The 25,527-nt window shown below is 61.6% G+C and carries 23 protein-coding genes and 5 pseudogenes; 9 read left to right on the plus strand and 19 right to left on the minus strand.

Going from position 1 to position 25,527, the window contains the following annotated elements; all coding sequences use genetic code 11:
• Window positions 1-39 precede the first annotated feature (39 nt).
• Genes flgK through CD932_RS00320 form a run of 4 tightly spaced genes read left to right on the plus strand, consistent with a single transcriptional unit; the run spans window position 40 to window position 4,502 of the window.
• Complete coding sequence (gene flgK / locus CD932_RS00305) at window positions 40-1,404, plus strand: flagellar hook-associated protein FlgK (protein WP_094440893.1); 1,365 nt, start codon at window positions 40-42, stop codon at window positions 1,402-1,404.
• 11 nt (window positions 1,405-1,415) lie between these two features.
• Window positions 1,416-2,327, plus strand: coding sequence for a flagellar hook-associated protein FlgL (gene flgL, locus CD932_RS00310; RefSeq protein ID WP_094440894.1), 912 nt, complete (start codon window positions 1,416-1,418; stop codon window positions 2,325-2,327).
• 5 nt (window positions 2,328-2,332) lie between these two features.
• The gene (locus CD932_RS00315; RefSeq protein ID WP_254926409.1) at window positions 2,333-3,370 is read left to right on the plus strand and encodes a hypothetical protein; all 1,038 of its coding nucleotides are present in this window, start codon (window positions 2,333-2,335) and stop codon (window positions 3,368-3,370) included.
• 40 nt (window positions 3,371-3,410) lie between these two features.
• Window positions 3,411-4,502, plus strand: a complete 1,092-nt coding sequence (locus tag CD932_RS00320) for a glycosyltransferase family 9 protein (RefSeq protein WP_094440895.1) — start codon at window positions 3,411-3,413, stop codon at window positions 4,500-4,502.
• On the opposite strand, the gene CD932_RS00325 is transcribed toward CD932_RS00320, so the two are convergent.
• Both CD932_RS00325 and CD932_RS00330 read right to left on the minus strand, forming a co-directional pair.
• The gene (locus CD932_RS00325) at window positions 4,485-5,345 is read right to left on the minus strand and encodes a DUF5672 family protein (protein WP_094440896.1); all 861 of its coding nucleotides are present in this window, start codon (window positions 5,343-5,345) and stop codon (window positions 4,485-4,487) included. The two genes, CD932_RS00320 and CD932_RS00325, sit on opposite strands and share 18 nt — an antisense overlap.
• Before the next feature lie 83 nt (window positions 5,346-5,428).
• On the minus strand, window positions 5,429-5,887 hold the full coding sequence (locus CD932_RS00330; RefSeq protein ID WP_094440897.1) for a hypothetical protein: 459 nt from the start codon (window positions 5,885-5,887) through the stop codon (window positions 5,429-5,431).
• Window positions 5,888-6,003: 116 nt separating this feature from the next.
• Between CD932_RS00330 and CD932_RS27970 the strand changes: the two genes are divergently transcribed.
• Entirely contained in the window at window positions 6,004-6,171 is a 168-nt protein-coding gene (locus tag CD932_RS27970; protein ID WP_141213137.1) for a DUF3460 family protein, read from the plus strand.
• Window positions 6,172-6,195: 24 nt separating this feature from the next.
• Here CD932_RS27970 and CD932_RS00335 read toward each other — a convergent pair whose 3' ends face one another.
• The 7 genes and pseudogenes from CD932_RS00335 to andAc form a co-directional block, all read right to left on the minus strand.
• Window positions 6,196-6,723, minus strand: a complete 528-nt coding sequence (locus CD932_RS00335; RefSeq protein ID WP_094443363.1) for a DUF882 domain-containing protein — start codon at window positions 6,721-6,723, stop codon at window positions 6,196-6,198.
• 255 nt (window positions 6,724-6,978) lie between these two features.
• Window positions 6,979-7,566 (minus strand): annotated as a pseudogene (locus tag CD932_RS00340) (hypothetical protein); the annotation flags it as partial.
• A gap of 150 nt (window positions 7,567-7,716) precedes the next feature.
• Window positions 7,717-8,772 (minus strand): Rieske 2Fe-2S domain-containing protein, encoded by a 1,056-nt coding sequence (locus tag CD932_RS00345; RefSeq protein WP_254926410.1) that lies wholly within the window; start codon window positions 8,770-8,772, stop codon window positions 7,717-7,719.
• A 61-nt stretch (window positions 8,773-8,833) separates the two neighbouring features.
• Window positions 8,834-9,214: pseudogene (locus CD932_RS00350) on the minus strand (nuclear transport factor 2 family protein); the annotation flags it as partial.
• A gap of 17 nt (window positions 9,215-9,231) precedes the next feature.
• On the minus strand, window positions 9,232-10,566 hold the full coding sequence (locus tag CD932_RS00355; protein ID WP_094440899.1) for an IS4 family transposase: 1,335 nt from the start codon (window positions 10,564-10,566) through the stop codon (window positions 9,232-9,234).
• A gap of 167 nt (window positions 10,567-10,733) precedes the next feature.
• A pseudogene (locus CD932_RS00360) lies at window positions 10,734-10,820 on the minus strand (anthranilate 1,2-dioxygenase); the annotation flags it as partial.
• A gap of 11 nt (window positions 10,821-10,831) precedes the next feature.
• Window positions 10,832-12,106 (minus strand): anthranilate 1,2-dioxygenase large subunit AndAc, encoded by a 1,275-nt coding sequence (andAc, locus tag CD932_RS00365; protein WP_094440900.1) that lies wholly within the window; start codon window positions 12,104-12,106, stop codon window positions 10,832-10,834.
• A 17-nt stretch (window positions 12,107-12,123) separates the two neighbouring features.
• Here andAc and CD932_RS00370 point away from each other — a divergent pair.
• Window positions 12,124-13,300 (plus strand): annotated as a pseudogene (locus tag CD932_RS00370) (IS3 family transposase).
• A gap of 354 nt (window positions 13,301-13,654) precedes the next feature.
• A complete protein-coding gene (locus tag CD932_RS00375; protein ID WP_094440901.1) occupies window positions 13,655-14,572 on the plus strand; it encodes a LysR family transcriptional regulator in 918 nt (305 codons plus the stop codon).
• On the opposite strand, the gene pcaD is transcribed toward CD932_RS00375, so the two are convergent.
• The 5 genes from pcaD to CD932_RS00400 all read right to left on the minus strand — a co-directional run bounded on the left by pcaD (window position 14,541) and on the right by CD932_RS00400 (window position 18,886).
• Complete coding sequence (pcaD, locus tag CD932_RS00380; RefSeq protein WP_094440902.1) at window positions 14,541-15,362, minus strand: 3-oxoadipate enol-lactonase; 822 nt, start codon at window positions 15,360-15,362, stop codon at window positions 14,541-14,543. The two genes, CD932_RS00375 and pcaD, sit on opposite strands and share 32 nt — an antisense overlap.
• Window positions 15,362-16,273 carry a catechol 1,2-dioxygenase gene (gene catA / locus CD932_RS00385; protein WP_094440903.1) on the minus strand — a complete coding sequence of 304 codons (912 nt, stop codon included), beginning with the start codon at window positions 16,271-16,273 and terminating at the stop codon, window positions 15,362-15,364. Before catA ends, pcaD begins: the two co-directional genes overlap by 1 nt.
• Window positions 16,274-16,323: 50 nt before the next feature.
• Window positions 16,324-16,614 carry a muconolactone Delta-isomerase gene (catC, locus tag CD932_RS00390; protein ID WP_094440904.1) on the minus strand — a complete coding sequence of 97 codons (291 nt, stop codon included), beginning with the start codon at window positions 16,612-16,614 and terminating at the stop codon, window positions 16,324-16,326.
• A gap of 180 nt (window positions 16,615-16,794) precedes the next feature.
• Window positions 16,795-17,895 carry a muconate/chloromuconate family cycloisomerase gene (locus tag CD932_RS00395; protein ID WP_254926411.1) on the minus strand — a complete coding sequence of 367 codons (1,101 nt, stop codon included), beginning with the start codon at window positions 17,893-17,895 and terminating at the stop codon, window positions 16,795-16,797.
• On the minus strand, window positions 17,888-18,886 hold the full coding sequence (locus CD932_RS00400) for an IS630 family transposase (protein WP_094440906.1): 999 nt from the start codon (window positions 18,884-18,886) through the stop codon (window positions 17,888-17,890). Before CD932_RS00400 ends, CD932_RS00395 begins: the two co-directional genes overlap by 8 nt.
• Before the next feature lie 391 nt (window positions 18,887-19,277).
• On the opposite strand from CD932_RS00400, the pseudogene CD932_RS29715 reads away from it, so the two are divergent.
• Both CD932_RS29715 and CD932_RS29720 read left to right on the plus strand, forming a co-directional pair.
• Window positions 19,278-19,415: pseudogene (locus tag CD932_RS29715) on the plus strand (AraC family transcriptional regulator); the annotation flags it as partial.
• Window positions 19,416-19,747: 332 nt separating this feature from the next.
• Window positions 19,748-19,873, plus strand: a complete 126-nt coding sequence (locus CD932_RS29720) for a hypothetical protein (protein ID WP_369679834.1) — start codon at window positions 19,748-19,750, stop codon at window positions 19,871-19,873.
• 166 nt (window positions 19,874-20,039) lie between these two features.
• Here the strand turns inward: CD932_RS29720 and CD932_RS00415 are convergent, their stop codons facing one another.
• The 5 genes from CD932_RS00415 to CD932_RS00430 are packed head-to-tail and all read right to left on the minus strand — an operon-like array spanning window position 20,040 to window position 25,514.
• Entirely contained in the window at window positions 20,040-20,657 is a 618-nt protein-coding gene (locus CD932_RS00415) for a hypothetical protein (protein ID WP_094440908.1), read from the minus strand.
• Complete coding sequence (locus CD932_RS27975; protein ID WP_141213139.1) at window positions 20,654-21,076, minus strand: hypothetical protein; 423 nt, start codon at window positions 21,074-21,076, stop codon at window positions 20,654-20,656. The genes CD932_RS00415 and CD932_RS27975 overlap by 4 nt, the downstream gene beginning before the upstream one ends.
• The gene (locus tag CD932_RS00420; protein ID WP_094440909.1) at window positions 21,060-24,224 is read right to left on the minus strand and encodes a CHAT domain-containing protein; all 3,165 of its coding nucleotides are present in this window, start codon (window positions 24,222-24,224) and stop codon (window positions 21,060-21,062) included. The genes CD932_RS27975 and CD932_RS00420 overlap by 17 nt, the downstream gene beginning before the upstream one ends.
• A complete protein-coding gene (locus CD932_RS00425) occupies window positions 24,221-24,523 on the minus strand; it encodes a hypothetical protein (protein ID WP_094440910.1) in 303 nt (100 codons plus the stop codon). The genes CD932_RS00420 and CD932_RS00425 overlap by 4 nt, the downstream gene beginning before the upstream one ends.
• Entirely contained in the window at window positions 24,516-25,514 is a 999-nt protein-coding gene (locus CD932_RS00430; RefSeq protein ID WP_094440911.1) for an IS630 family transposase, read from the minus strand. The genes CD932_RS00425 and CD932_RS00430 overlap by 8 nt, the downstream gene beginning before the upstream one ends.
• Window positions 25,515-25,527: the final 13 nt, after the last annotated feature.

A 25,527-nucleotide genomic window follows, 5' to 3' on the forward strand; every position in this document is an offset into this window, starting at 1 on the left:
CACAGGTAGCGCTAGCGCCCCCTATCACGAAAGAATGCCATGAGCATGATCAGCAATGCCCTGTCGGGCAGCATCGCCGCACAAGCCGCGCTTGGTGCGGCGAGCCAGAATATCGCCAACATGCAAACCCCGGGGTATACCCGCCAGGGCGTGTTGCTCAGTTCGCTTGCCTCTGGTGCTGGTGTGCGCTCGGCCGGCAACGGCGTGGAAGTGGGCGCGCTGATGCGTTTCAGCGACGCCTACAAAAGCCAGCAGATGTGGCGCACCGCGTCGGAGCAGGGTTTCCGCTCGCAGGCCCAGCCCTACCTGACCCAGCTCGAGCGCGTGATGGGCGATGAAAAGTCGAGCATCAGCAACGGCATCGACGGTTTTTTCACGGCCCTGAACGCGGCCGCCGTCGATCCTACCTCGACCCCGCTGCGCCAGCAGATCATCACCTCGGCCGACGCCATGGCGCAGCACTTCAACAGCATCAACAATGTGATGAACAACCAGGTGCTGTCGCTGCACCAGCAGCGTGCGGCGATGATGCCACAAGCCAATACCGCACTGCAGAACATCGCCTCGCTGAACCAGCGCATTTCCACCTCGAACGCGGCCGGCACCAACGTCTCGGCGCTGATCGACGCGCGCGACCAACTGGTCGATGGCCTGGCGGCGCAGATGGGCGTCGAAGTCAGTTCGCAGCCTGACGGCTCGCTCAATATTTCCCTGAAAAGCGGCCAGCCGCTGGTGATCGGCAATATGTCGGCCACGCTCGAAAGCAGCGAAAACGTGCTGGGCGCACAAGGCATCACCTTGAAATTTGCCAACTCGACCTTCAAGCTCGACAATATCGCCATCGGCGGCCAGATCGGTGGCCTCGGTGAATTCGAACAGAACACCTTGCAGCCACTGCTGAAGTCGCTGGGCGATCTGGGCAAGAGCCTGACCGACAAGGTCAACCTGCAACTGAACCAGGGCCAGACCATGGCTGGCGCGCCAGGGCCGGATCTGTTCGAGTACAACGACGGCATCATGTCGATCAAGAAGACATTCACGACGGCCGACCTGGCGCTGGCCAGCAGTGGCGGCGCCGCCGGCGACAGCAAGAACCTGCAGAAACTGATCGACATCAAGAACCAGCCGGTCACGGTGACGTGGCTGGGGCAGGTCCTGATGAGCGACGCCGATACGCAACTGGTGGGCAAGCTGGGCATCGCCAGCCAGCAAAACCAGGCCTTGCTGAAGACCGCCGATACGGTGCGCGGCCAGGCGGTCAACGACTGGAGCGCAACGAGTGCCGTCAACAAGGACGAGGAAGCGATGAACCTGGTCCAATTCCAGAATATGTACCAGGCGAACATGAAAGTCATTTCCGTCGCCAATACGTTATTTGACGCCACTTTGGCAATGATGGGTTAAGGGGGCAGATCATGCGTGTAGCGAGCAACCAGTATCAGTCGCTGATCAATGGATCGATCCAGCAAAACCGGGAACGCATCAATTACCTGACGCAGCAGATGTCGTCGGGCTTGCGCATCCAGCTGCCGTCGGACGATCCGATCGGCAATGTGCGCATTTCGCGCCTGACGCGCGAACAGGCGATGGTCACCCAGTACAAGGACAATATTTCCGCAGTGCAGACGCGCTTGCTGAAAAATGAAAATTACCTGTCGAGCATGGTCGGCGACATGGGCCAGGCGCGCGACCTGCTGGTCTGGGCCGCCGATGGCAGCAATGCGCCATCGGACCTGAAGGCGATGACCGAATCGCTGCGCGCCATGCGCGACAGCGTGCTGTACACCTCCAACCTGAAGGACCAGGAAGGCCGTTACATGTTCTCCGGCACCGCCACCGACAAGCCGGCGATCACCTACGACGCCAGCGCGGCGGTCGGTTCACGCTACAGCTATACGGGCAATACCGAAACGCAAACGGTGGTGGTGGGCAATGGCATCACGCAGGCCGCCAACGTCGACGTGAAAAACCTGGAAAGCTGGCTCAACAAGATCGACCAGACCATCGATACCCTGAGCGCGCCCGGCCTCAATCCGACCGATCCGGCCGTGCGCGCGACGGTGACTGGCTCGCTCGATGGCACCGATGCGGGGATGGAGCTGTTGTCTGGTAAAATCGCCATCTTTGGCGGCGCGCAGAACATCCTGTCCACGCTCAATAACAACCTGGACAATGTGTCGCTGTCGAACAATACTGCGCTGGTGGAATTGAGGAGCACCGACTTCGGCGCGGCGGCGATTGACCTGAGCGGCTACCAGAGCGCGCTGGAAGCGACCTACAAGGCCTACGGCAAAGTGGGTGCACTTTCCCTGTTCGATATCCTCTGATCCCCATGCAAATCGCTCAGCTCCCCAATTCCACAGGCGTCGCCGGCAAAGGCAACGGCACGGCACGCGGCGTCGATGGCGCCTCCAGCGTTGACGGTGCCAGCGCGCGTGCCGACGGCGCCTCGCCGAGAGGCTCGGCGGCGCCGCTGCAGCGCGGACTGAGCAACTGGGATCATCAGTTGCAGGGCGAAATTTCGAATGCCCAGCAAACCCTCGATTACCTCGAACGCAGCAGCAGCCAGCTGCAGGCGCTGAAAAGCGAACTGGCCGCCAAACTGGCCGCGCGCGCCGGGCGCGATGGCCAGGTCGAGGCGCGCGTGCGCCAGTTCAGCAGCACCTGGCGCGACCGCAGCAGCGCCTCGGGCGGCTCGCTCGACGCCCAGCTTGGCTACAGCAGCCCGCAGTCGGCGCAACAGAGCTTTACCATCCGCGGCCTGACCATGGCCAGCCTGCGGGAAGGCTCGCAGGAAGTGCTGGCGTTTTCCGTCGGCGGCGCCAACCAGGCGCTGCGGTCGGTCAATATCGAACCGGGCCTGACCGACGACGAGATCATCGCCCGCTTCGACCGCGCGCTGATGCCGTCGAATATCCGCGTGCGCCAGGACGAGGACGGCCAGGTCGTGTTCAGCACCCCCGAATCGTCGTGGGCCAACGTACGCGACAGCCTGTCGGTGCGCGGCAGCGGCATCCGCTTTCCAGGCGGCCAGATGAACCGCGTCAGGACCGACCCGGAACCGGCCGCCATCGCGCCGGAACAATGGGATACCGGCGACACCGAAGCGCTGCGCGCCACCTTGCACGAGGTGGTGCTGGCGCTGGCGCATCTCCAGCAATCGCGCGCTGCAGTCGCCCTGGCGCTGGCGCAGGCTACCGCCAGGGTCGAGAATGCCCAGGCCAAACCCGTCGAGACAGGCATGGAAACGGTGGCGCAGAGCTTTACGGACAAGGCGAGCAAGCCCGGCTATGAATCGCTGCTGGCCATCAGTTCTGCCCTTGTCGGTATCAGCCGCGAACGGGTGGTAGCGCTGCTCGGCCTGCGCTAGTGCGCGCCGCCCTGCCTGCTATCGCTGCCACGAGTTCGCTTTGATAAAGACCATCGCCCGCCTGATCAGTTACGCCCTGCTGGGAAAATCCGACAAGCAAGCCCTCGATATCGCCAGCGTGCGCAAGGTGTTGATTTTGCGTAACGACAAGATCGGCGACATGATCGTCACCACGGCGTTGCTGCGCGAACTGAAGAAAAACTATCCGCACTGGCAGATCGATGTGGCCGCCAGCAGCGCCAACCGCGACATCATTGCCGACAATCCCCACGTCAGCGAGATCATCGTCTGGGACAAGCAGCCGTTGCTGCGCGACCTGCGCACCACCATCGCCCAACTGCGCAACCGCCGCTACGACGTCATCTTCAATCCCTACAACCGCTTTTCGATTCCCCTGCTGCTGCGCATCAAATGGCTGGGCGCGCGCTACCTGACGGGCTTTGCCATTCCCAAGTACGGTACCTCGACGGCCAGGCTGGGCATGTTCGACCATACGGTGCCCTGCGACAGGAGCAGCCATATCCTCCAGAGCTACTTCGCCACCTTCGGCCAATTCGGCCTGCGCGATATCGACATGCGCTATGAACTGTTCGGCGTGGACCAGCACGCGGCGGCCATCGACGCGGCCTGCGACGCCCTGCTGGACACGTATGACGGTCTGTTTTGCCTCAACTTCCAGGGCAGCAATGCGCAGCGCACCGTCAGCGTGGCTGACGCGCGGCGCTGCTGCGCCGCCATCGCCGCGCGCTACCCGCGCCACGCCCTGCTGGTGATCGCCGCGCCGGGCAGCGAGGCGCGCGTCGCCGAGATCGTCGACGGCGCCGGCCATGCCAACGTCATGCGCTCGCCTTTCACCGGCCATATCCTGCAACTGGCGGCGCTGATACGGCGCTGCGAACTGGTGCTCTCGCCCGACACCTCGGTGATCCATATCGCGTCGGCGTATGACAGGAAAATCGTCGGCTACTATATCCGTACCGACAATTACCGCTGGTTTTATCCGGCCAGCCGCCACTACCGCGTCATTCTGGCGCCCGGCCTGACCCTGGCCAGCGTCAGCGCCGGCGAGACCCTGGCCGCCGTCGAAGCGCTGATGGGCGGGCAGGCACCGGCCTTACAGCGTCACAGCTGAAAGCCGCCGCGCAAGGCCATGCCTGAACGCATGCACGCCGGCACGCGCGGCGAGCAGGCAGGCGTCGGCAAACATGGCCGCGCCGCCATTGGTGCGCCGGCGCAGCACCCGCGCCGCCATCCGATAGCGGCGGGCCTGGTACAACTGCTTGATCATGCGCCGCACCGCCGAGCCATGCATGGTGGCGTCGTCGCACAGGACCAGGTAGGCGGCGAGTTCGATGTCGCCCAACACCTGGCCAAAATTGAAAAACCCATGAAAACCAAACGTCGGGGCGACTGGCGCAACGCATTCGTAGGCAAACGCCGACGCCAGGGCGGCGTCGGCAAAGCGGATGCCGAAATCGCGCTCCAGCTGCGCGCCATGCAGTTCGCAGATCGCGTAATCCTCGGGATGGGGCTGGGCCATCCGCAATTGCGGCAGGACATCGTAGAGACGCCGCGAGCGCAGCGAAAAGCCGCCATTGCCGACGGCAGCCGGGCGATGCGACCACGGTGCTCCGATGTAATCGCAGTCGAGAAAAGCACCCTGCCACTGCCGGTGATCGACGATAAAGCTGTCCCATTGCATGATCAGCACATGCGTGCCGCTGAAATGCGCGCCCAGCTGATTGACCATGAACGCCGAATACGCTTCGATGCTCTCGATAGGCGCGATCAAAACCTGCGATATATGGGCCGGCAGCGCGTGCAAGCGCGACGTCAACAGCAGGCATTCCTTGAAATCGGCGCCGGCCAGGCAGCGCTCGATGGCGAATCTGGCCAGCTCGGGATAGCGTGTTTCCACGCACACCAGGCTGACATTACGCAGGTCCAGTTTGTCAGATTTATCAGCAATGGGCACGGTGGCGGCAACGCACCGGACGGTGCATGAAATTGGCAGGGATTGCATCATACAATGCCGGCCTCGACAGGACAATGCGCCGCTTAAAAGCCCATGCCGCGCCGACGCAAGCCAAAATCATGGCCGACCACCAGCAAGCTGCTGGCCACCAGGCTCGACAGCCCTACGAGCAGTTGAATCAATTTATCGTCGGGCAAGATCCACAAGGACGAAGGCGGCGTTTCACAGCCGGTGGCCGCGCTGATCAGGGGCGCGACCCAGGCCGCGTCAGGCGTGACGTCGAGCACGACGGCGCCATCGGCGCTGGTCTGCAGGTAGATATCGCCGCCTGCGGCCAGGGTGAAGCAGATGCCCACGCCGGTTTCCTGGGCGCCGATATTGTCCTGCATGGCGCGGTTATGCTCCTCGATCCACACTTCCACGTCATACGGCGTTTCCAGATGCTCCCACGGACGGGGCCGGAAACGGGGGCGCGCCAGGATCTCGTCGCCGACCGTGCTGTCGGTATTGCTTGCTGCTGCGTTGTCTGCTGCGCCTTGCATGATTGCCTTCTTTGCGGTGATGCGGCGAAACCGTTTGTCCGCCAGACATCATTATCCTCTGTTCACGCCAGCATGAACAAGCATCAGTCCACGACAAGAAGCGCCTGGCGCGCCAAATGCACCGTCAAAGCGGCTCTGTCTCGGACTTTGCCGGCTTCATGGATAATTTCTTGCAACGCGGCCCGGAAATGCACGAGAACCGCCGCCGGGGCTGGCGCATCGATTGGGAGCGGCCCGTCAATGTGCCCGCACTGGAACGGACCATGGCCGATACCGTGCCGTAACCGCCCCGCCATTATCAGCAAGGATCAGCCTTTCCAGGTGCGCTGCAATCCGGTATCGGCATGAATCCAGCCGCCGCGCGGGCCGGAGCGGTAGTAAAAGCCCACACCACCCTGCTTGAAGCTGCGCACCAGCGAGCCGAGCACTTCCGAGTTCAGGTTGGCGACGCGGATATCGGCCGCCTTGCCGGAAATATGCAGCGACTGGCGCGCGGCGGGTACCCCCGCTTCGCGCAGCCGGCTGTTCGATTCGGCAGTGCGGTAGCCGGACAAGATCTCCAGCGGCTGCTCGATGCCGTAGCGGGCGATAAACGCTTGCGTGCCCCACAGGGTTTCGAACAGTTTCGGATCGATGGGGGCCGTCTTCTTGCCGTTGACGTCGCGCAGCAAATGACACAGCTCCTGGTAGGCCGAATCGATGACTTCGCCATCTTTCCAGTATAGCAGCCGCGCTTTTTCATTGCTGGCCGGGCGTATCACTTCCAGGGTGCGCGGTTTCAGCCAGAATTCCAGGTCAAGGATCTGTGCATCGAAAATATCGGGCGGCGGCGCCATCTCGGTGATCGGTGCGCCGCGCGGCGTGGTGATGCTGTGGTCGACGCCGGCCAGTTGCTGCGACGGTGGCGGCGGCACGCCGGTGCGTGGCGGCCGCGCTCTGGCGCTGGCCGAGGCCGACGGTGGCGTGGCGGTGCGCGAAGCACAGCCGATCAGCGGCGCGGCCACCAGCCCGAGGGCCGCCATGCTCATGCCGTGTTGTAAAAAATTCCTGCGCGTTGCCATAGTGGTTCCCCGATAAAACGATGGGGAATACTATAGCGTATTGTGTCCTGAAGAAAAACCCTCGCGCCTACCGTGCTGGCCCTCGATCACCGGAATCGACGATAATTTCCCGTCACTACCGGCCCACTTCGCCATCATCTGGTTCGACGCGATGGTTTCATCGAGCAGCTTGCGCGGCGATTCGATGCCGGCCACCGGCAGCAACTGCGGATCGAGCAGTCCGATCTGCACCAGCACGCTGGCCTGGTCCCAGTAGATGTGCTTATGGTACAGCTTGTCGCCACGGAAGTTGATAATGCCGACCATTGCGATTTCCACGTATTTTCCGGTCGGCGCCACGTTCGGCAGCAACCAGTCGATCTCGCACGTGTGCGTAAAGCACATGATGAATTCATCGACCACCTGAAAGGCGCCCACCGTGCGCGAAACAGGTATCATGCGCATGTCTTCCGGGTTGCCATGCACAAAATGATGTTCGTAAAAACGCGCCAGTTGTTTGGCGCCCACGCCGCCGGTCAGGGTCGGAATATGATTGACATACGGCTCGGCCACCATGGTGGCCATGGTGGCCGGCACGTCGCGGGCCGCGAATTCGTGGTAAACGTGCTGTTCCCACAGATTTCCCGCCCGACCACCAGGCCAGGTCCCTTGCCACTGGCGGGCAACGCCAGGTAGCCCTTGAAACTGCCGGCGCCGTCCGCAGCCTGGATATCGATGTAGTGTGCCATGCGAATTGCTCTTTAAAGTATTTGATGTTACTTGACAAGGTCAGACGCGTAGCCTCAAATCGGCTTGCGACAGGAAGGCGTCGGCAAAAAAACGGGTCGGCGGCAGGGCGCGCAGTGTGCTGAAGTCGTGCTGCGCAGCCGCGACCATTTGCGGCGCGCCGCAGGCGTATACCTCGTGCTGCGCCAGGTCGGCATAGTCCTCCAGCGTGGCGTGGTGTACCAGGCCGGTGCGGCCGGACCAGGCGTCTTCCGGCGCCGGCTCCGACACCACCGGCACATAATCGAACCAGGGCAAGCTGGCGGCCCACTGGCGGCATAGCGCATCGAGGTACAGGTCGGCCGGCTTGCGCCCGCCCCAGTACAGGCGCATCGGCCGCGTGGTGCCGCTGGCAATGGCGTGTTCGAGCAACGCCTTCACGGGCGCAAAGCCGGTGCCGCTGGCCAGCAGCAGCACTGGCGCCGCGCTCGGCCGCAGGTAGAAGTCGCCGGCAGGGCCTTCCAGTGTCAGCCGCTGCCCGGCCTGCAACTCGTTGAACACGCGGTCGGTGAAAACGCCGCCGGGCAAGTGGCGGATATGCAGCTCAAGCACGTCGCCGCCGGCCGGCGCCGCCATCGAATAACTGCGCCGGCGGCCATCGCCCAGCAACACGTCCAGGTACTGGCCAGCCAGGTAGTCGAGTGGTGCGCCGCTGTCCTGGCGCAGGCGCAGCACGGCGACATCGCGGCCGACCTTGTCGATGCTGGCGATGCACACCGACACCGCGCGCGGCTGCGGCAAGGCAGGCGCCGCGCAGGCGCCGTTGCAGGCGCTTGCGGCATCGGCCGCCACGGCGGTCGGTTCGGCCACCTCGACCCCGCCCCGCCCCGCCACCACCCGCACCGGAAAACTGCGCACTGCCTCCGTGATCGGCGCCGAGCGGGCCGCACCGCTACGGATGTCGATCAGGCCCTGGTGCAGCGGACACTCGACACAGCCATCCTCGACGTAGCCTTCGGACAGCCGCGCATTGCCATGACTGCACTTGTCGCGCAGCGCGAACACTTCATCGCCGATGCGGACTACGGCCAGCGGCTGGCCGCCGGCCTGCCTCGCCACCGGCGTCTATTCGGAATACTCACCGGTCGTGCCGAGATCGAACCAGGTCGTCATGGCAACCTCAGATTGGCGTAGCCAGCAAGGTGGCCACGCGCGAGGTGTCGAAAATGACGCGCTTGGACTGATAGCGCCAGCCAGCGGGCGTGCGCACCACGCGATCGAGGTAGCGGCCAACCTGGTAGACGAAGGACTCGCCGTCCTGCAAGGTCTGGATCACCACATAGCTCGATTCGGTTTCCACGGTATCGGCGTCGATGCTGCGCAGCTGCAGGCCCGAGGTCATGTGGCGGTAGCTGTGCGCGCCGTAGATATTGGCGTGGCGCAGCGACAAGACCCGGTCGCGCAGCATGCGCTGGCTGTCGCAGTACATCACGCCGATCGGCAAGCCGGCATCCTCGTTCTCGCGCGGGATGATCTCGTACAGGCAATCCTCGGTAAAGACATAGGTTTATACACAAATCACCCAGCTTCGTCGCGTAGCGCTTTGATGGTGAGTGCAGCCACGCGCACATCCTGAATGCCCTGCCAGATTGTCTTGACGCCCGGATCGCCGTCGCCTTTTCGTCCAAGGAAGCCGCCGATGCGCGCGATCAAGCGCACCACATCGTTAAGTGTCGGAGGCTGATCCGGCCGTCGCTCCTTCGTGAGCAGGTAAGCGCCACGGATTTCATCTGGGTCGAAGAACAGGCTGGCGTCGAGATCCGGGCAGATGCGCCCGATGCGCATCAGATAGGAGACGCGCCACGCCACGATCATGAACAGCGCCAGCGCGCGTTCAAGATTGTCGATGTGGGAGAGCTGCATCGCCTCGACCTTGCAGGCGTTCTTCAACACATGGAAGAACATCTCAATTTCCCAACGCGCGCGGTACCAGTCGATCAACTCGATCACCTCATCGACGGTGGTGGCGGTTCGATTGGTGAGCAAGCGCCATTCGATCGGCTCGATGCCGGCGGGCGCATCGATTTCGCGCGCGATGACGCAGGTCGCAGCGATCTTGACGCCGCGCCGCGCCGGCAGTTCCACACGCCTGGCCCAGAGTTGCTGGCGCACCTTGCGGCCCTTCTGTTTGTCGCGCGCGCCGATGACGAAACTGATTTCCCCCACCGGCGCACCATCGAGCGTGTGCGCCCACAATCGCTCGCCCTCTGGCAGTGCCCGGTCGGTCTTCGCGCGCACCAGCCAGTCGGCCGGCGTGCCGCAGTCCTGTGCGTAGGTCATCAGCTCGATCATATCGGCCTCGCGGTCGGCCACGTACACCAGTCGCGTCGCCGGCATCTCGGCGGCCATCTCGGCGATCCGCCCGTAGCCTTCGATCCAGCGGCCACTTTCCTTGATTCCCGGTCGAACGCCGGCAGCGTTGATCTTCTCGCGCGCCCACATCCAGGCGTCGAGCACGCCTAGCGGCAACCGTTCCGGCGTGACGGCGTACGTTGGATGGACATACATGCCGCGCTGGACTTCATAGCTGAGCGGCCCGAGACCTTCGATCTGCTGCCCGTTGAAATTGAGTTCGGTCGTGTCCTGCAAGCACAGAATGACGGGGTGTTCGCCCATGCGCTGCTGCGTCTTGGCCCAGTGCGGTGCCATGATGTCGCGCCACTCGACGGCGTCGTTCTCGAGAAATCGGTATGTGGCGATCGTCTCGGCCCAGCCATTGCACGACTTAGGAATGCTGGACGAGGGCTTGTCGGCAAATCGCGCCACGATCTTCCTGGCGCGACTGTCAAGGCGGGAGTCCCCAAGGTCAAGTTCAGCAAATTCCAGGCCCGTCCAGTGCGTCGATTTAGTCATTATTTCGCGAGCCAAAAGACGAGAGTAAACCTGAAAAATCAATAGTTTACAACTGCTCCCGCAAGTGCTTGAATGTAAACGGATTTTTCCGCCCCACTGTTATCGCCAAGCAAACTTGGCGGGCTGACGCGGAGATGTGTATAAACCTATGCGGTAAAGAGCGTCGCCCACTCTTCAAGGCGGTCGTTATCGAGCGCGGCGACATACTGCTGCTGCAACTGGTGCAATTCGAACCACAAGATCATTTGTTCCATGTTCATTTTCCTTAAAATCCCATCAGCTTTTGGTAACCCTGCCAGAACTTGCGGATCATCCCTTCGGTGATCAGGGTTTCCTCCTGATCCGGCTTGTCCTTGGCCATTTCCATCACCGAGCATTCGTCCGGGTCGCGTTTGGTGCCGCGCTGGACCATCTCGGTCGCCTCCGTGTCTTCCATCGAGATATAGCCGGCCGGTCCCACCAGGTTGGCCTGCTTGATGCGCAGCGCGCGCAGCTCGGGGGTATCGTCGGCGTAGCCGAAGAAGTGGAAGATCAGCTCGAAGCTATCGGGGCCTTTGGCCAGCAACTGGCGCGCCACCAGCGTGTTATGGATCTGTTGTACCACCAGCTGCGGGAAGATCGGCTGGATGTGGTTGGTGGTCATTTCCTCGTATTCCTGGATCTGGCCCAGCACCGACGGATCTTCGAGCTCGAAGCCTTCATCGAACGAGCGGATGGCCTGCTGCTTGTAGGCGTCCGAGGTTTCTTCCTGGTTCTTGGTGGCGGTGATGATGCTGTGCAGGCCATGGCGCTTGTCCACGATCGAACGTGCCTTCATGCCTACCCGGAAGATATTGAAGGTGGTGTGGAACAGGTGCAGCAGGCTGGCATGGTACGGATCCTTGACGTTCTCCATGTACAGCTTCCAGTTCGATTTCGAATACTGGCGCGTGCAACCGAGGTACACGATCGGTTTGTGGAAAATGCGGTCGAGCCATGGTGTCATCTCCGGGCCGATGTAGTCCACCAGCGGCTCCACGGTCTCGCTGAAGGTCGCGAACACCAGACCCCGGTAGCTATCCACGCGCAACTGGCGCAGGCCGTGGCATTTCGGGTCGAAATCCTTGGGCATGCCGGCCATGCCGTTCTGGCCGCGCCGGAACGGCACGCCCAGCAGGTTGCCGCGCTGGTCGAAGCTCCACTGGTGGTAGGCGCAGCTGTGCGAACTGGCATTGCCGCGCGCTTCGCGGCAGACGGTGGCGCCCCGGTGCGAGCATTTGTTGACCCAGGCGGCCAGCGAGCCGTCGTCGGTGCGGGTCACCACCACCGGCGTATCGCCGACGAAGGTACTCTTGAAATCGCCTGGCTTGAGGATCTCGGCTTCCAGCGCGACGAAGCTCCAGACCGGACCACGGAAGATGCGGTCCTGCTCGCGCTCGAACACTTCCTGGGAACTGAAAACTTTATAGGGGGTGCGCGAACCGTCGGTACGCGGAAATTGCACCAGCGGATGGTGCAGTGGTCTAATGATGCCGGACACCTCAATGGGTGGATAATCCATCAACTGAGGAAATGTAAATGGCAAAGCAACGCAAGAAATTCGATATCAGCCTGAAGCTGGAAGTCGTACGCATGATCAAAGAACAGGGCCTGAGCGTGCAGAACGTCAGCGAGAGCATGAACATCGGTCCGACCGCGATACGGCGCTGGGTGACACAGCATAGCGCCGAGCAAAACGGTTTGCCAGGCATAGGCAAGCCGCTCACCGTCGAACAGCAGCGCATCCGGCAATTGGAAGTCGAAAACCGCCAACTTCGCCAGGATGTCGATATATTAAAAAAAGCGTCGGCCTTCTTTGCACGCGAACTGAAATGAGCTACCAGCTCGTTCGTGAACTGCAAAAGGAGGCCATCGCGGTCCAGCAAAGTTGCCGTGTTTTGGCCGTCAGCCGCTCCGGCTATTACGAGGCGCAGCGCCGTTCTGCCAAACCGGTTTTGTGCAAAACCAGCGTCCACTTGAAGGCCGCATTCATGGCTAGCCAGCAGAGCTACGGTAGCCGCCGGTTGGTGACGGCGATGGCCAACGAGGGCTTCGTAGTAGGCCGGTACAAGGTGCGCAGTCTGATGCGTAAAGCCGCCTTGAAGCCCGTATGGAAGCGTAAATTCGTGCACACCAGGACAGCAAGCACAACTTGCCGATCGCCGCCAATGTGCTTAACCGGCAGTTCAATCCGGTGGCGCCAAATTTGGCCTACGTGACCGACATTACGTACATCCGAACCGGCGCCGGCTGGCTGTACCTGGCGCTCGTGATGGACCTGTTCGCACGCAAGGTGGTCGGCTGGGCCATGGCGCCGAGCATGCCCGCTGAGCTGGTCTGCGAGGCCTTGAACATGGCCATCCAACAGCGGCAGCCTGGCCCCGGTCTAATCGTCCATTCCGACCGGGGAAGTCAATATGCCAGCGAGCTGTATCAGGACCTGCTCGACAAACACGGCTTCGTTTGCAGTATGAGCCGAAAAGGCAATTGCTGGGATAACGCCGTTGCCGAACGCTTCTTCTTGAACCTCAAGATGGAGCGGGTCTGGCAACGGCAATATGCTAATCACGCCGAGGCCAAAGCCGACATCACGGACTACATTGTCGGCTTCTACAACTGCAAGCGATTGAACTCAGTATTGGGTAATTTGCCGCCCGCCGCCTATGAGCGGAAAATGGCAAAAACCGCCCCTATGGATGTGTCCGAAATTACTTGACCACAGCACCCAAGCACACCGGAGAACTGATGCACTGAGAGGAAGGGGGCCGCTACCGCCCCCCTTCCCTCTTCCTTGCCTGGCCGCGCGCCGCGCGCACCTGGACGACAGACACGCCGTGGGCCCGCGCCCGTCCCGCGAACACCTGCAGGTTCTGGAACATGGTGTCGCAATTGATCAGGTCCACCCGTTTCCAGTTACCGCCTCCAGCGGTCGCTATCCGATTTCGGCAGCGTCGCAGGGATTCAAACGGGGCGACGGCTGAAACGCAAAAAGCGGATAAGCGCGGCAGGGGCACTCGCATGCGCGATCGGGGCCGGCGTTGGATAATGGTGTTTTCAAACGACGAACACCATGGAAATGCGTCAACTGAAATATTTTCACGCCGTGGCGCAGTCGCTCAGTTTCAGCCGGGCCGCCGACATGCTGCATGTCGCCCAGCCGGCGCTGAGCCGGCAAATCCGCCAGCTCGAGGAGATCCTGCAAATTCAGCTGTTCGACCGCGAATCGCGCCCGATCGCCCTGACTGCGGCCGGCCGCTTCTTTCACGAGCAAACGCTGCAGGTGGCGGCGCGCCTGGCCGAGATCGAGGAAGGCGCACGCCGTATCGCAGAGGCTCAGCGGCCATGGTTCGGCATCGGCTTTGTGCCGTCGGTCATGTACGGCGTGTTGCCCAACCTGATACGGCAGTTTCGGCTCGATATGCCTGACATCGAATCGGGCTTCATCGAGCTGATGACGATGGAGCAAGCGACCGCGCTGAAACTGGGCCGCATCGATATCGGTTTCGGCCGGCTGCCCATCCACGATCCCGCGATCAGCTGTGTCACCCTGGTACGCGAGCCGCTGCTGGCGGCACTGCCCGCCGGGCACCGGCTGACGCAGCGCCCGACGGTGGACCTGCCAGACCTGGCCAGGGAGCCGTTGATCGTCTATCCGGCGCGCCCGCGCCCCAGCTATGCCGACCAGGTGCTGGAACTGTTTTCAGCGCGCCATCTGCAACCGGCGCAGGTGCGCGAGGCCAACGAGATGCAAACCGCGCTGGGCCTGGTGGCGGCGGGCGTAGGCGTTGCGCTGGTACCTGCGTCAGTCCAGGGCGCACCCCGCAATGGCGTGCTGCTGCGCCCACTGTCGGAGCCGGAGCTGGTCTCGCCCGTGATCATGAACTTCCGCACCGACGACCGCTCGCCCATCCTGGCGCGTTTTCGCGAGATGGCGACCCACATGCTGCCCATGGGCTTTATTGCAGAAACGCCAGCAACAGATCGGTGAATTGCTGCGGCGCTTCCAGATTGGACAGGTGGGCCGCCTCGATCCCGGCATAACTGGCGTGTGCAATATGATCGAGCATGAAGCGTGCGTCCGCCGGCGTGGTCACTTCGTCGCACAGCCCGGCAATGAGCAGCGTGGGCGCGGTGATCCGCGCCAGCTGGCCGCGCAGGTCGGCCTCGGCCAGCGCCCGGCAACAGGCCGCATAGCCCGCCGGCGGACACATTCGCAGCGCCTCGACGTGGCGCGCCACCACTTGCGGAGCCTGCGCGCGGAAGGCGCCGCCAAACCAGCGGCCGGGGGCGCCATCGGCCACCGCGTCCATGCCCTCAGCTTCGACGAAATTGGCGCGGTCGGTCCAGCCCTGCGCGTTGCCGATGCGCGCGGCGCTGTTGGCCACTACCAGCGCTTGCACCCGCCCGGGCGCATGGATGGCCAGCCACAGGCCGATCAAGCCGCCCATCGAGATGCCGCAAAAGCGCACGCGGTCGATCGCCAGGGAGTCGAGCAGGCGCAAGACATCGGCGCCCAGTTGGTCCAGCGTGGCGCCGCCGGCCACGCCGTGCTGATCGGCATTGGCAGCGGCGGTGGCGCCGTGGCCGCGCGTGTCGTAACGCAGCACGCGGTAGCGCGTCGCCAGCGCCGCCGCCTGCTGCTGCCACATGTCCAGCGTGGTGCCCAGCGAGTTCGACAGCATCACCACCGGCGCGCCGGGCGGGCCTTCGAGCGTATAGGCGATCGGCTCCGGCCCCGCTGTCAGGCCATGCTGCAGGCCATGCGTGGGGGCCGCCATCACACCGCGAAATGCGCGCGCGCGATCTGGTCGGCCGGCAGCCCTTGCTGCTCGGCGTGCAGGTCGAAGTCGAAATCGATCGCGTAGAACGGCGCGTCGACTTCATGGGCGCGCAGCGCGACAGGATCGTCGACGCGGGTCATCGGTGGCACCAGCCCGTCGCGCGTGGCGAAGGCAAAGTCGTCCCACAGGTAAGGATCGCCTTCGATATTGATCTGCGTGGTGAGCTTGCGGTGGCCGGCGGACGTGACGAAGAAATGGATGTGCGCAGGCCGGGTGCCGTGGCGGCCCAGCAATCCGAGCAACTTTTCGGTGGCGCCGCCGGGTGGCACGCTGTAGCCCACCGGCACCCGGGTGCGCAAGCGATAGCGCCCCTCGGCATCGGTGCGGATCGCGCGGCGCAGGTTGAAGGCGCTTTGACTCGGATCGAAGAACGAATAGCCGCCCAGGTGATTGGCGTGCCACACTTCCACCACCGCGCCGGCCATCGGCGCGCCGTCGGCACCGCGCACCTGGCCCTGCATGAACAATACCTCACCCGGCTGCGGATCCTGGTCCAGCCGCGCGCTGCCTGCGGATTCTGGCGCGCCGGCCACGTACAGCGGCCCTTCGATGGTGCGCGGCGTGCCGCCGGTAACACCCTGGCGGGCCTCGGCTTCGTCCATGCGCAGGTCGAGGAAATGCTCGAAGCCGAGGCCCGCCGCGATCAGGCCATATTCGCCGGACTGGCCCGCTTCGGTCAGGTAGCTGATGGCGCTCCAGAATTCTTCCGGCTCGATGTCGAGCTCCTCGATGGTGACGAACAGGTCGCGCACGATGCGGTTGACGATGGTCTTGACGCGCGGGCTGCCCGAGGCTTTTTCAGTGCTTTCGATTTTGGCGAGCAGGGCGTCGATGGCTGGCTGGTTCATATTCTATGTCTCCAATATTGTGAGGGGAATTACAGTAACAACGGGGGCGATCAGCGATCGTCTTCATGGATCGACGACGGGTGGCGGCACAGCGCCTCGACGTCGATTTCCATGTAGGGAAATAGTGGCAAGCTCAACAGCAAATCATGGAGTTCCGCCGGCCCCGCCACATCGAAGACGCTGATGTTGGCGTAATGGCCTGCCACGCGCCACAGGTGGCGCCACTGGCCGTCGCGCTGCAACTGCTGGGCGATGGCACGCTCGCGCGTCTTCAGTTCATCGGCCACGGCCACGGGCATATCGTGCGGCAGGCTGACGGTCATGCTGACTTTGAATAACATGGTGCTCCTCTAAAAAAGTATTAAGTAAGTGCCAAGAAATTATTGTGAGATTATGACGAACAGAACCGGATGCGCTGCAAGGCGCCCGATGCGACGCAGTGCGAGCACTGCGAGCAGCGGGCAACGCCGCAGAGCGCCGGTTATGGAAGTCAGAATCCACAAGAATTTATGCGTACTTGCTTAGTGCCGGCGTTGCAGAAAGGCGAGCTTGTCTTCATCGAGCTCGATGCCGAGCCCGGGACCGGATGGCAGTTGCAAGGCGAAGTCGCGGTAGACCAGGGGCGTGCGCAGCACCTGTTCGGTCAGCAGCAGCGGACCGAACAGTTCAGTGCCCCAGCTCATGCCGGGCAGCGTGGCGAACAGCTGGGCCGATGCGATGGTGCCTACCGGCCCTTCGAGCATGGTGCCGCCGTACAGCGCCACGTTGGACGCCGCCGCGATGGCGGCCACCTGCTGGGCGCCGCGCAAGCCGCCCGACTGGGTAATCTTGACGGCAAACACGTCGACCGCGCTGGCGGCGGCCAGACGGAACGCGTCCGCCGGTCCGTGCAGCGCCTCGTCGGCCATCAAGGGCACCCGGTTCATATTGCGCAGGCGACGCATGCCCTCGTGGTTGCCGGCGGCGATCGGTTGTTCGACCAAGTCGACCCCGGCGTGCTCGAGCATCTGCATGCCCAGCATGGCGTCGGTTTCCTCCCAGGCCTGGTTGACGTCCACGCGCACACTGGCGCGATCGCCGAGCGCGCGCTTGATGGCGGCGACATGGGCCACGTCGTCGCGCACGGTGCGGGCGCCGATTTTCAGCTTGAACACGCGGTGGCGCCGCAGGTCGAGCATTTGTTCGGCTTCGGCGATGTCTTTCGCGGTATCGCCGCTGGCCAGGGTCCAGGCCACCGGCAGGCTGTCGGCCAGGCGGCCGCCGAACAGGCTGGACAAGGGCACGCCCAGGCGGCGCGCCTGGCCGTCGAGCAGTGCGGTTTCGATCGCACACTTGGCAAAACGGTTGCCCTGGAAGCGCGTATCGAGGTCGTGCATGCGGGCGGCGGGACTGTCGGCGTCGGCGCCGCGCAGCACCGGTGCCATATAGGTCTCGATATTGACCTTCATGCTCTCCGGGCTTTCCTCGCCGTACGCCAGGCCGCCGATGGTGCTCGCTTCACCCCAGCCGACGATGCCGTCGCTGGCGGTGATGCGCACCAGTACCAGGTTTTGCTGGCGCATGGTCGCCACCGACAATTGATGCGGACGTATGGTGGGAACGTCGACTAAGTAGTTACGCAAAATTTACTGTGAATGCTTTTCCATAATTTTCCATGATGGAACGAACTTCGTCGCGCAGGCTGTCACCCGTGAGATAACGGAAGCGGCGCCAGACGTACTTGGCTTGTTTCCAAAGGATTTCGATACGGTTCAGTTCCGGACTGTAGGGCGGCAGGTAGTATAAGTACAAGCCCTGCTGCTCCCATTGTTGGCGCTTTTCCCGCATCGGCTCACCCTTGTGAATAGCGGCGTTGTCGAGCACCACGATACGCGGCGCCGAATGCGCCTGGTTTGCCAACTCGTCCATGAACGCCATCACGTCCTCGCGTGTCGTACGCTTGTCGTGCATACGCCATATCAGCGAGCGGTCATGGCGCAACGCCCCCAGTACGTTGACTCGTTGCTCATGCGTGCCTGAACGTGCGGCGCGCGTGTGTCCCGTCGACATCCAGCCATACTGGAGCGGGGGATTCGGGCCAAAGCCCGCCTCATCGAAATACAGCAACTCGCATTGACCGGCCCGCGCCATGGCCCGCAGCGAGGCGAGCGCCCCATAGGCGCGCTCGAAGGCCGCCTCATCGCGTTGCCCTTTCAAGCTCAAGCGACAGCGCTTGTAGTGCAAACCCATCCGGCGCAAGTAGCGGCGCACCGTGCAGCGGCTCAGGCGCTCTCGTCCCCGTTCCAGCCAGCGCCGCAGCAGCGAACCCGAACTTCCGCCGTCCTCCCGTGCCAACTGTCCCAGTTCGTGCTGCCGTTGGCGCGACAAACTCGGTGGCCGACCGCTGTGCCGACCCTCATACAAGCCAACCAGTCCCAGGCGCACCCAGCATTGCCGCCAATGCTCCACGCTATTGAGATGCACATTAAACTCATCGGCAACTTGCTGTAGCGTCATCCCTTGACCCAGCAGCCGCACTCCTTGGGCGCGCCGCCGCGTACGCGCGTGCGAATGGTAAATCCCCATCTCCAGCAGCGTCCGGTTCTCTTCCTCACTCAATTCCAATCGTTTCATCGCTGCAAATCCTCCATCTCGCTTGCATGGAGGTTAGACAGTATTTTTTGCGCGATTACTTAACAGCACTTCGACGCGCTCGATCTTGATTAAGGGGTTGGTCATCTGTGCCTCGGATTGGTTTCGGCAATCATAGAAACAGGCGCGGCGCATGTCCAAGACCGATTTTGGCAACTACCATGCCGCAGCGGCATAATGCGGCGGTGCGGATTGACAATCCGACGCTAGGCCTATATCTTGAAAAAGGCGCCACCGCCGTACCGACCGAATGCCCAATTACTTCAATTGCGCCTAACAGGTCTATAACCTGCCTTCAACAGCTCCTATGTCAACCTCATTTCAGATCGACGCATCCACTTTGCTGCGCTACATGTATTTTGAGACGGCCGATATGGAAGAAGCGCGGCAGCGCATTGCGGCGGTGCTACAACCGTATCGTTTGATCCCCGGGCCGCTCCACCCGGGGCAGTGCGCCCGCATGAACCACCTCAGGCTGCGCCACCTCGCGTTCGGATCGCTGTCCTACGGCAGGCCAATGACGGTGGAAGCGGGAGACATCACCGATTACCATCTGATCATCATCGTCCTGGCGGGTGTGGCGCAGGTGAGCGTCGGCGAGCTGCAGGCCTCGCTCGGCAAGGGGCAAGGCGTGCTGCTGACTCCGGGCACGCGCTTCGGTGCCACGTTCAGCGGCGACTGCGAACAATTCTTCCTGCGTATCGACAAGGCGGCGTTCGATGCCCATGGGGGACTGGAGCGGGGCCGCATGGCGCCGCATCAGGCGTTTGCAACTGTTCGTGCTGCGTTATGGGGACCAGGTCGAAGTCGCCGAGCCCTTTCGATGATTTCGCGCTGGTACACATGTCGCTCAAAGGCAGCGCCGAATTCGAGAGCGACGGCCAGCGCGTACGCATGCCGGAAGGGACGATGGCGGTGGTTGAGCCGAAAAAAAATTTGCGCCTGTGCCCGTGCACGCCAGAGCAGTAAGCCCACAGGTTGACGTGGACAGTCTTGCCGCTGCCATCGACAGCTAAATCGCGTCGGCAGACAGCGCCATCAAATCAGTGCCGCCCCCACCTTCTGCCGATCCTCGTTTGACACCCGTACCTCCCGTGGTAATCGAGAGGATAATTTGAAGATAGCAGTCAGGAATTCATTGATGGGACGGCTGGGCGCTGACATTTCTTCGACATGCCAGCGGATCGCGCGCAGCGAACTTCGCCAGATCCTTTCCGTAACCGGAAGAATAGTTGGCCGCCTTCCAGCTGAGATAGGGTTCGTGAAGACAATAGAAGCGTTGGGCATAGCTATCGAAGTAGGCGTGAGCAGCCGTGCCGTTGCATAGTCCCGAGCTCACGCAGATCTGAAGTTCCGAAAAAAACGATTCCACTGCATTGACGTCGCCCACAATGCCACGGGTCGGCACACCATACTTGGCAGGAATTGGGGTAAGCTCAACAACGGACATGACTAGCTGATAATACCTCTGCAGATATGCCGCCTCAGACGACGAGTCCTGTAGCTTTAGCAACTGTTCCCGATATGCATACCACGCACTGTCGATGCGGTTCGTCGACTCGAGCATTGGCCCTTCGGAAAACCGCTTGACGTAACCCAGGCTGCCTTCGATCCGCTGTTGCTCTTCCTTGTGCAGATACTCGAAATAAGCCCACCCCGCGCCAACCATGGCCCCGCCAATGAGCAAAACCTTTGCGCAAACTTCAAGCCAATCGACCAGCGTGACAGGAAAAAAAGGTGTCTGATCACTCATTCTTTGCACACCAACGTATTAAGCACAACGGGATTCGTATCAAGGAAGGCGGGTGACTGCGTACTCTTGCGCCTGATACAACGCAACAATGCCTTGCTCACCTTGATAGGAGGGTTGCTATTGACCGCAGTTCCTCCAGGCCCGGGCACGACTGGCAGACTGTTGGCACTACTTCTTGTCGTGGCGTCATCGGGAAGACAAAGGTCAAAGTAGAAGAGCACTGGGTCGCCCTTGTCACGCAACAACAATTCTGCATTGTCCGCAAGACAATGCGCTTCGCTCGAGCTGAGGTTCATTGCTGGCACCGTCGGGATCCTTTTGACCGCCCAGGCCGCACTGGCGACGAGGCAGAATATAGCGCCAAACGCTTTTATGCAGAGTTGTGATTGCGAAAAGCAACTACTACTGGCGAATTTCATGAAGGTCTCTCCCTGAATAAAAAAAACCCGCCCATTGCGTAGGGTCCTTGAAGGGCTGCCAGTGCGGCTGGTGCTCAACACGCCATACCAGCGCGGTAAGCTCAGCCTTCGATACGGAATTCCGGGCCAACCCCAAGAGACGCCGGGCTGCCTTCAGGAGCTCCTCACCTCGGGCATCTCGAAGCCATAGTTGCGCCTCGCGCAGCGCATCTGGAACAGGGCGATTTCGGACAATCTTTGCTTCCATCAGTCGATCGACAAGGAAAAGAGTCGCTCTATCGTCGACCGGCCACAGCGTCGAAACCACCCCTTGGGAACCGAGGCCCAAAAAGGCCGCAGGAAGTCCTTGGAATTCGTTGGCGATGTCGTATATCTGGATCAAACCAGACTCGCAGGCAGACAGGATCGCCAGGTCTGGGCCCGTGTCCCCCACAGTCGTTTGAAGATCGGCAACAGTCAAGCGTTGCTTATTAGAAAACAACAAGTGGGACTGTGTGGGATGCTCGCGATTAAAGCTCGCATGACCGGCAAAATGGAACACCTGTGCGCGCGGAAGAGCCTGCTTTACATTTGCGGAAGTCGCCTGTCCGCCCGTAAATAACCTGGCTCTCGAGTACGGCAACCTCGAGAACGTACTGCGTGCCTCCACATCAGCGAATGGCAATGGGGATTTGCTGGTTGGATTACCCACAGCGACCAGCGCAAGATCTTTTCGCTGGCGAGCTTTGGGTGTTTCCAGCGGCTGGCGAAGCATTAGGAGGCTTGGGGCATACATCACTGGCATATGCTCGAACAGTGGCTTGCCATCCGCCATCAAGGCAACATGCATCGGCAAGATCGCGAGCTCACCCTGGGTGATCCACGCTACCGAAATTGGCGAGATGCCCTTGGCCGCCAACGCAGCGAACACTGGCTGGACGAGCCTCATTCCCAGCCATGCCTGGCTCTCGCGAAGTTTTCCATTCCAAGACTGCCGGATCGATTTGTCCAAGTCTCCATCGCGAACAAAATCCTGGTAAGTCCCGAGCCAGCCCCCCATGGAATCAGTGACTTGCCGCTCCCCTTGCATGAAGGCAACGACCGTGTTCGCATTTAGGCCGTCCAAAAACACCTCCATTACAACCCAGCCGTGAGGCGACTGGAATAGCGAGAACACCACTCCACCCTGCGTGGTGACGATTGGCACCAGCACCAGCCTACCGACCGCCGCATGGATATCGTCAAAGCCGCGGCGCGGTACGATATTCTCTGCCAGATCCTTCAGCCCAAGGCGACGTTTTAGCAGGCGAGTCTTGCCCTGTTCCGCAATCCAGAGGCCCTCCTCCGCCCTGCCTTGCTTCGCCAGCGCGTAAGCGGCCCGCTCGAACCAGCGTTTGGATTGGCCAGCCGCCGTCAACAGGACCTCACGCTGCTCGATCATTTCAAACATGCCGCGATGGCGCTGCGCGACCGACGTGTACAGCTCGGCCGCTTGTTGCCAGTTCGCGTTCTCAAACTCGAGGTTCGCGAGATTTACCAGGGTATCGGCATGCTCCTGGGGCATTGCCGCCTCGGTCCGTACCAGAAGTGCCTGCTGATAAGCATCGAACGCGCATTGATACAGGTCCGGCCGGCTCTTGGCATTACAGACGTTACCGAGGTTATTCTGCATGCTGGCCCAGACCGACGGGGACGCTCGTCGATCAGTCAGCGCGATGGCGGCACGGTATGCAACGACTGCCTGATCCAGGGCCTTCACGTCCCCAGCCGCAAACCGGTATCGGAGATACTCGCCTCGGTCCGCCTGCAGCAGTGCTCGCTGCGCTGCTGGAAGATGGGTGGCCCGTTCATCGGCCTTCGCAAGCAGCGCGCCAGCGGCGTCCAGCTGCTCCGCGCGTCCCCACGATGCCCAAGTGAGCCGGACTGATGCCTGAATCGCAAGCGGCTTCACCGTTTCCGTGAATCGCTTCCTTTCTTCGAGCCACGCGATGGTCTCGGTCAGGATGTCATCCGCGTCTTGGAGATTGGTTTCCTCCGCCACCTTCGTCGCCGCCAGTGCCATGGCGAGGTTGACCGAGCTACGTATCCATAGTACTTGCTCTTCCTGCTTCTTCGGGTCGAGTTGGGTTCTGGCGAGCTGGAACCATTTCACGGCCTTCAGCATATTCTGGTTGTGCTCACCAACCTGGCGTGCCATGAATGCACTGCCGAGGTTACTTGCAGCCCCTACATAGGCATCCCGGTCACGACGTGGGCTCAGCTCCTTGAGTACCCGCTTGAGAATCGCAATTGCCATTTCAAGGTTCTCACTGAAACGTGTTCCTTCCCCTTGAACATAGGCCATCGCCAAGTTCACTTGCGTGCGCACCCTATCGTCCTTGCTGCCCAACTTGCGATACAGCTCAATCGCTTCTTCGAAGGCACTGACCGCCGGGTCGAGATCATGGGCTCGTCCGCCCCCATCTCGGGAACCAAATGTGACCAGCAACCTGGCCTTTGTCTCGAGGGCATTTGCCCGTTCCTGCGTCTGCTCGCGGCCGGCTTCCGTGCCAAGGTAACGATCTAGCGCCTTGATCGCAGCAACTCGCGCGCTCGGGTCACCACGGTCAAAAATGGTCGCATTGAGTTCGGCAAGCACTTTGTAGAATTCAGCGTCTGCGCGTCCCACCCGAGATGTACCTTGCGACTCCGTCAAGAGGCTGTCCAAGCCGCGCCGAATTTCAAGAAGGGCATCGATGTCTTGGGCATCGTACATCCGGAGTCGGACTACGGCGAGACGCGTCTTGAACCAAAGTTCTTTATCGTCTGTCGAACGCAGCAACTCGGCCGACTGGGCCGCGTATTCTATTGCTCGCCGTATGTCCGCAGGCCCAATGCCAGTGGTACCCGTATAAAATAGAGACAACTCATACGCTGCTGCCGCCGCGACCATCGGGTACTCCGAGATGTTCGGGCAAGAAAGCCCGGCGGAAAGAGCAGACACACGCCGACGCTGGGCCGAGGGCTGCAAGGGCCGCTCGCCGACCACCTTTTTCAGTTGCATATATGAACAGGTATCGGACGCCACTGCGGCTTTGGCGGCACCGCCAAGCGTAACCACGAGCTGCAGCACCAAGACGCAGGCAGCCCAAAGAATGGTAGAACAAAACTTCGCCTTTTTCTTTCTCATTGCCAGCCCTCAGCCTCGAATTCATAGCAGTAAGCAAAAGGAAAAGGAAAATCAGTCTTCCGGTTATCCAAAATCCGCACGTAAAACTTCAACGATTCTATCGCCTCTTCGGCGAAAGAAACTTGATCACGATCAGACGACAAAACAAGGTAAGCGGGCGCAAGCATCCAGCCGTCCTGAACGCTGTATTGCAGCACCGAGGTCCACGACTGATGAGAGAGAGAAAAAGAAAAGGCGCCCGCTGCCAGAGACAGGGATGCCGTAAGACTGCGGGTCAGGTCAGCTAAGTAGTTACGCAAAATTTACTGTGAATGCTTTTCCATAATTTTCCATGATGGAACGAACTTCGTCGCGCAGGCTGTCACCCGTGAGATAACGGAAGCGGCGCCAGACGTACTTGGCTTGTTTCCACAGGATTTCGATACGGTTCAGTTCCGGACTGTAGGGCGGCAGGTAGTATAAGTACAAGCCCTGCTGCTCCCATTGTTGGCGCTTTTCCCGCATCGGCTCACCCTTGTGAATAGCGGCGTTGTCGAGCACCACGATACGCGGCGCCGAATGCGCCTGGTTGGCTAACTCGTCCAGGAACGCCATCACGTCCTCGCGTGTCGTGCGCTTGTCGTGCATACGCCATATCAGCGAGCGGTCATGGCGCAACGCCCCCAGTACGTTGACTCGTTGCTCATGCGTGCCTGAACGTGCGGCGCGCGTGTGTCGCGTCGACATCCAGCCATACTGGAGCGGGGGATTCGGGCCAAAGCCCGCCTCATCGAAATACAGCAACTCGCATTGACCGGCCCGCGCCATGGCCCGCAGCGAGGCGAGCGCCCCATAGGCGCGCTCGAAGGCCGCCTCATCGCGTTGCCCTTTCAAGCTCAAGCGACAGCGCTTGTAGTGCAAACCCATCCGGCGCAAGTAGCGGCGCACCGTGCAGCGGCTCAGGCGCTCTCGTCCCCGTTCCAGCCAGCGCCGCAGCAGCGAACCCGAACTTCCGCCTTCCTCCCGTGCCAACTGTCCCAGTTCGTGCTGCCGCTGGCGCGACAAACTCGGTGGCCGACCGCTGTGCCGACCCTCATACAAGCCAACCAGTCCCAGGCGCACCCAGCATTGCCGCCAATGCTCCACGCTATTGAGATGCACATCAAACTCATCGGCAACTTGCTGTAACGTCATCCCTTGGCCCAGCAGCCGCACTCCTTGGGCGCGCCGCCGCGTACGTGCGTGCGGATGATAAATCCCCATCTCCAGCAGCGTCCGGTTTTCTTCCTCGCTCAATTCCAGTCGTTTCATCCCTGAAAATCCT

Source organism: Janthinobacterium sp. PC23-8 (genome assembly GCF_002250505.1).
In the GTDB taxonomy this organism is placed as follows: Bacteria; Pseudomonadota; Gammaproteobacteria; order Burkholderiales; family Burkholderiaceae_D; genus Janthinobacterium.

What these genes read in the sequence shown, in the direction of transcription:
- flgK (WP_094440893.1), top strand. Translation starts at nt 40, where the DNA reads ATGAGCATGATCAGCAATGCCCTGTCGGGCAGCATCGCCGCACAAGCC.
- flgL (WP_094440894.1), top strand. Translation starts at nt 1,416, where the DNA reads ATGCGTGTAGCGAGCAACCAGTATCAGTCGCTGATCAATGGATCGATC.
- CD932_RS00315 (WP_254926409.1), top strand. Translation starts at nt 2,333, where the DNA reads ATGCAAATCGCTCAGCTCCCCAATTCCACAGGCGTCGCCGGCAAAGGC.
- CD932_RS00330 (WP_094440897.1), bottom strand. Translation starts at nt 5,887, where the DNA reads ATGCAAGGCGCAGCAGACAACGCAGCAGCAAGCAATACCGACAGCACG.
- CD932_RS27970 (WP_141213137.1), top strand. Translation starts at nt 6,004, where the DNA reads ATGCACCGTCAAAGCGGCTCTGTCTCGGACTTTGCCGGCTTCATGGAT.
- CD932_RS00335 (WP_094443363.1), bottom strand. Translation starts at nt 6,723, where the DNA reads ATGGCGCCGCCGCCCGATATTTTCGATGCACAGATCCTTGACCTGGAA.
- CD932_RS00355 (WP_094440899.1), bottom strand. Translation starts at nt 10,566, where the DNA reads ATGACTAAATCGACGCACTGGACGGGCCTGGAATTTGCTGAACTTGAC.
- andAc (WP_094440900.1), bottom strand. Translation starts at nt 12,106, where the DNA reads ATGGATTATCCACCCATTGAGGTGTCCGGCATCATTAGACCACTGCAC.
- CD932_RS00375 (WP_094440901.1), top strand. Translation starts at nt 13,655, where the DNA reads ATGGAAATGCGTCAACTGAAATATTTTCACGCCGTGGCGCAGTCGCTC.
- pcaD (WP_094440902.1), bottom strand. Translation starts at nt 15,362, where the DNA reads ATGGCGGCCCCCACGCATGGCCTGCAGCATGGCCTGACAGCGGGGCCG.
- catA (WP_094440903.1), bottom strand. Translation starts at nt 16,273, where the DNA reads ATGAACCAGCCAGCCATCGACGCCCTGCTCGCCAAAATCGAAAGCACT.
- catC (WP_094440904.1), bottom strand. Translation starts at nt 16,614, where the DNA reads ATGTTATTCAAAGTCAGCATGACCGTCAGCCTGCCGCACGATATGCCC.
- CD932_RS00400 (WP_094440906.1), bottom strand. Translation starts at nt 18,886, where the DNA reads ATGAAACGATTGGAATTGAGTGAGGAAGAGAACCGGACGCTGCTGGAG.
- CD932_RS29720 (WP_369679834.1), top strand. Translation starts at nt 19,748, where the DNA reads ATGTCGCTCAAAGGCAGCGCCGAATTCGAGAGCGACGGCCAGCGCGTA.
- CD932_RS00415 (WP_094440908.1), bottom strand. Translation starts at nt 20,657, where the DNA reads ATGAGTGATCAGACACCTTTTTTTCCTGTCACGCTGGTCGATTGGCTT.
- CD932_RS27975 (WP_141213139.1), bottom strand. Translation starts at nt 21,076, where the DNA reads ATGAAATTCGCCAGTAGTAGTTGCTTTTCGCAATCACAACTCTGCATA.
- CD932_RS00420 (WP_094440909.1), bottom strand. Translation starts at nt 24,224, where the DNA reads ATGAGAAAGAAAAAGGCGAAGTTTTGTTCTACCATTCTTTGGGCTGCC.
- CD932_RS00430 (WP_094440911.1), bottom strand. Translation starts at nt 25,514, where the DNA reads ATGAAACGACTGGAATTGAGCGAGGAAGAAAACCGGACGCTGCTGGAG.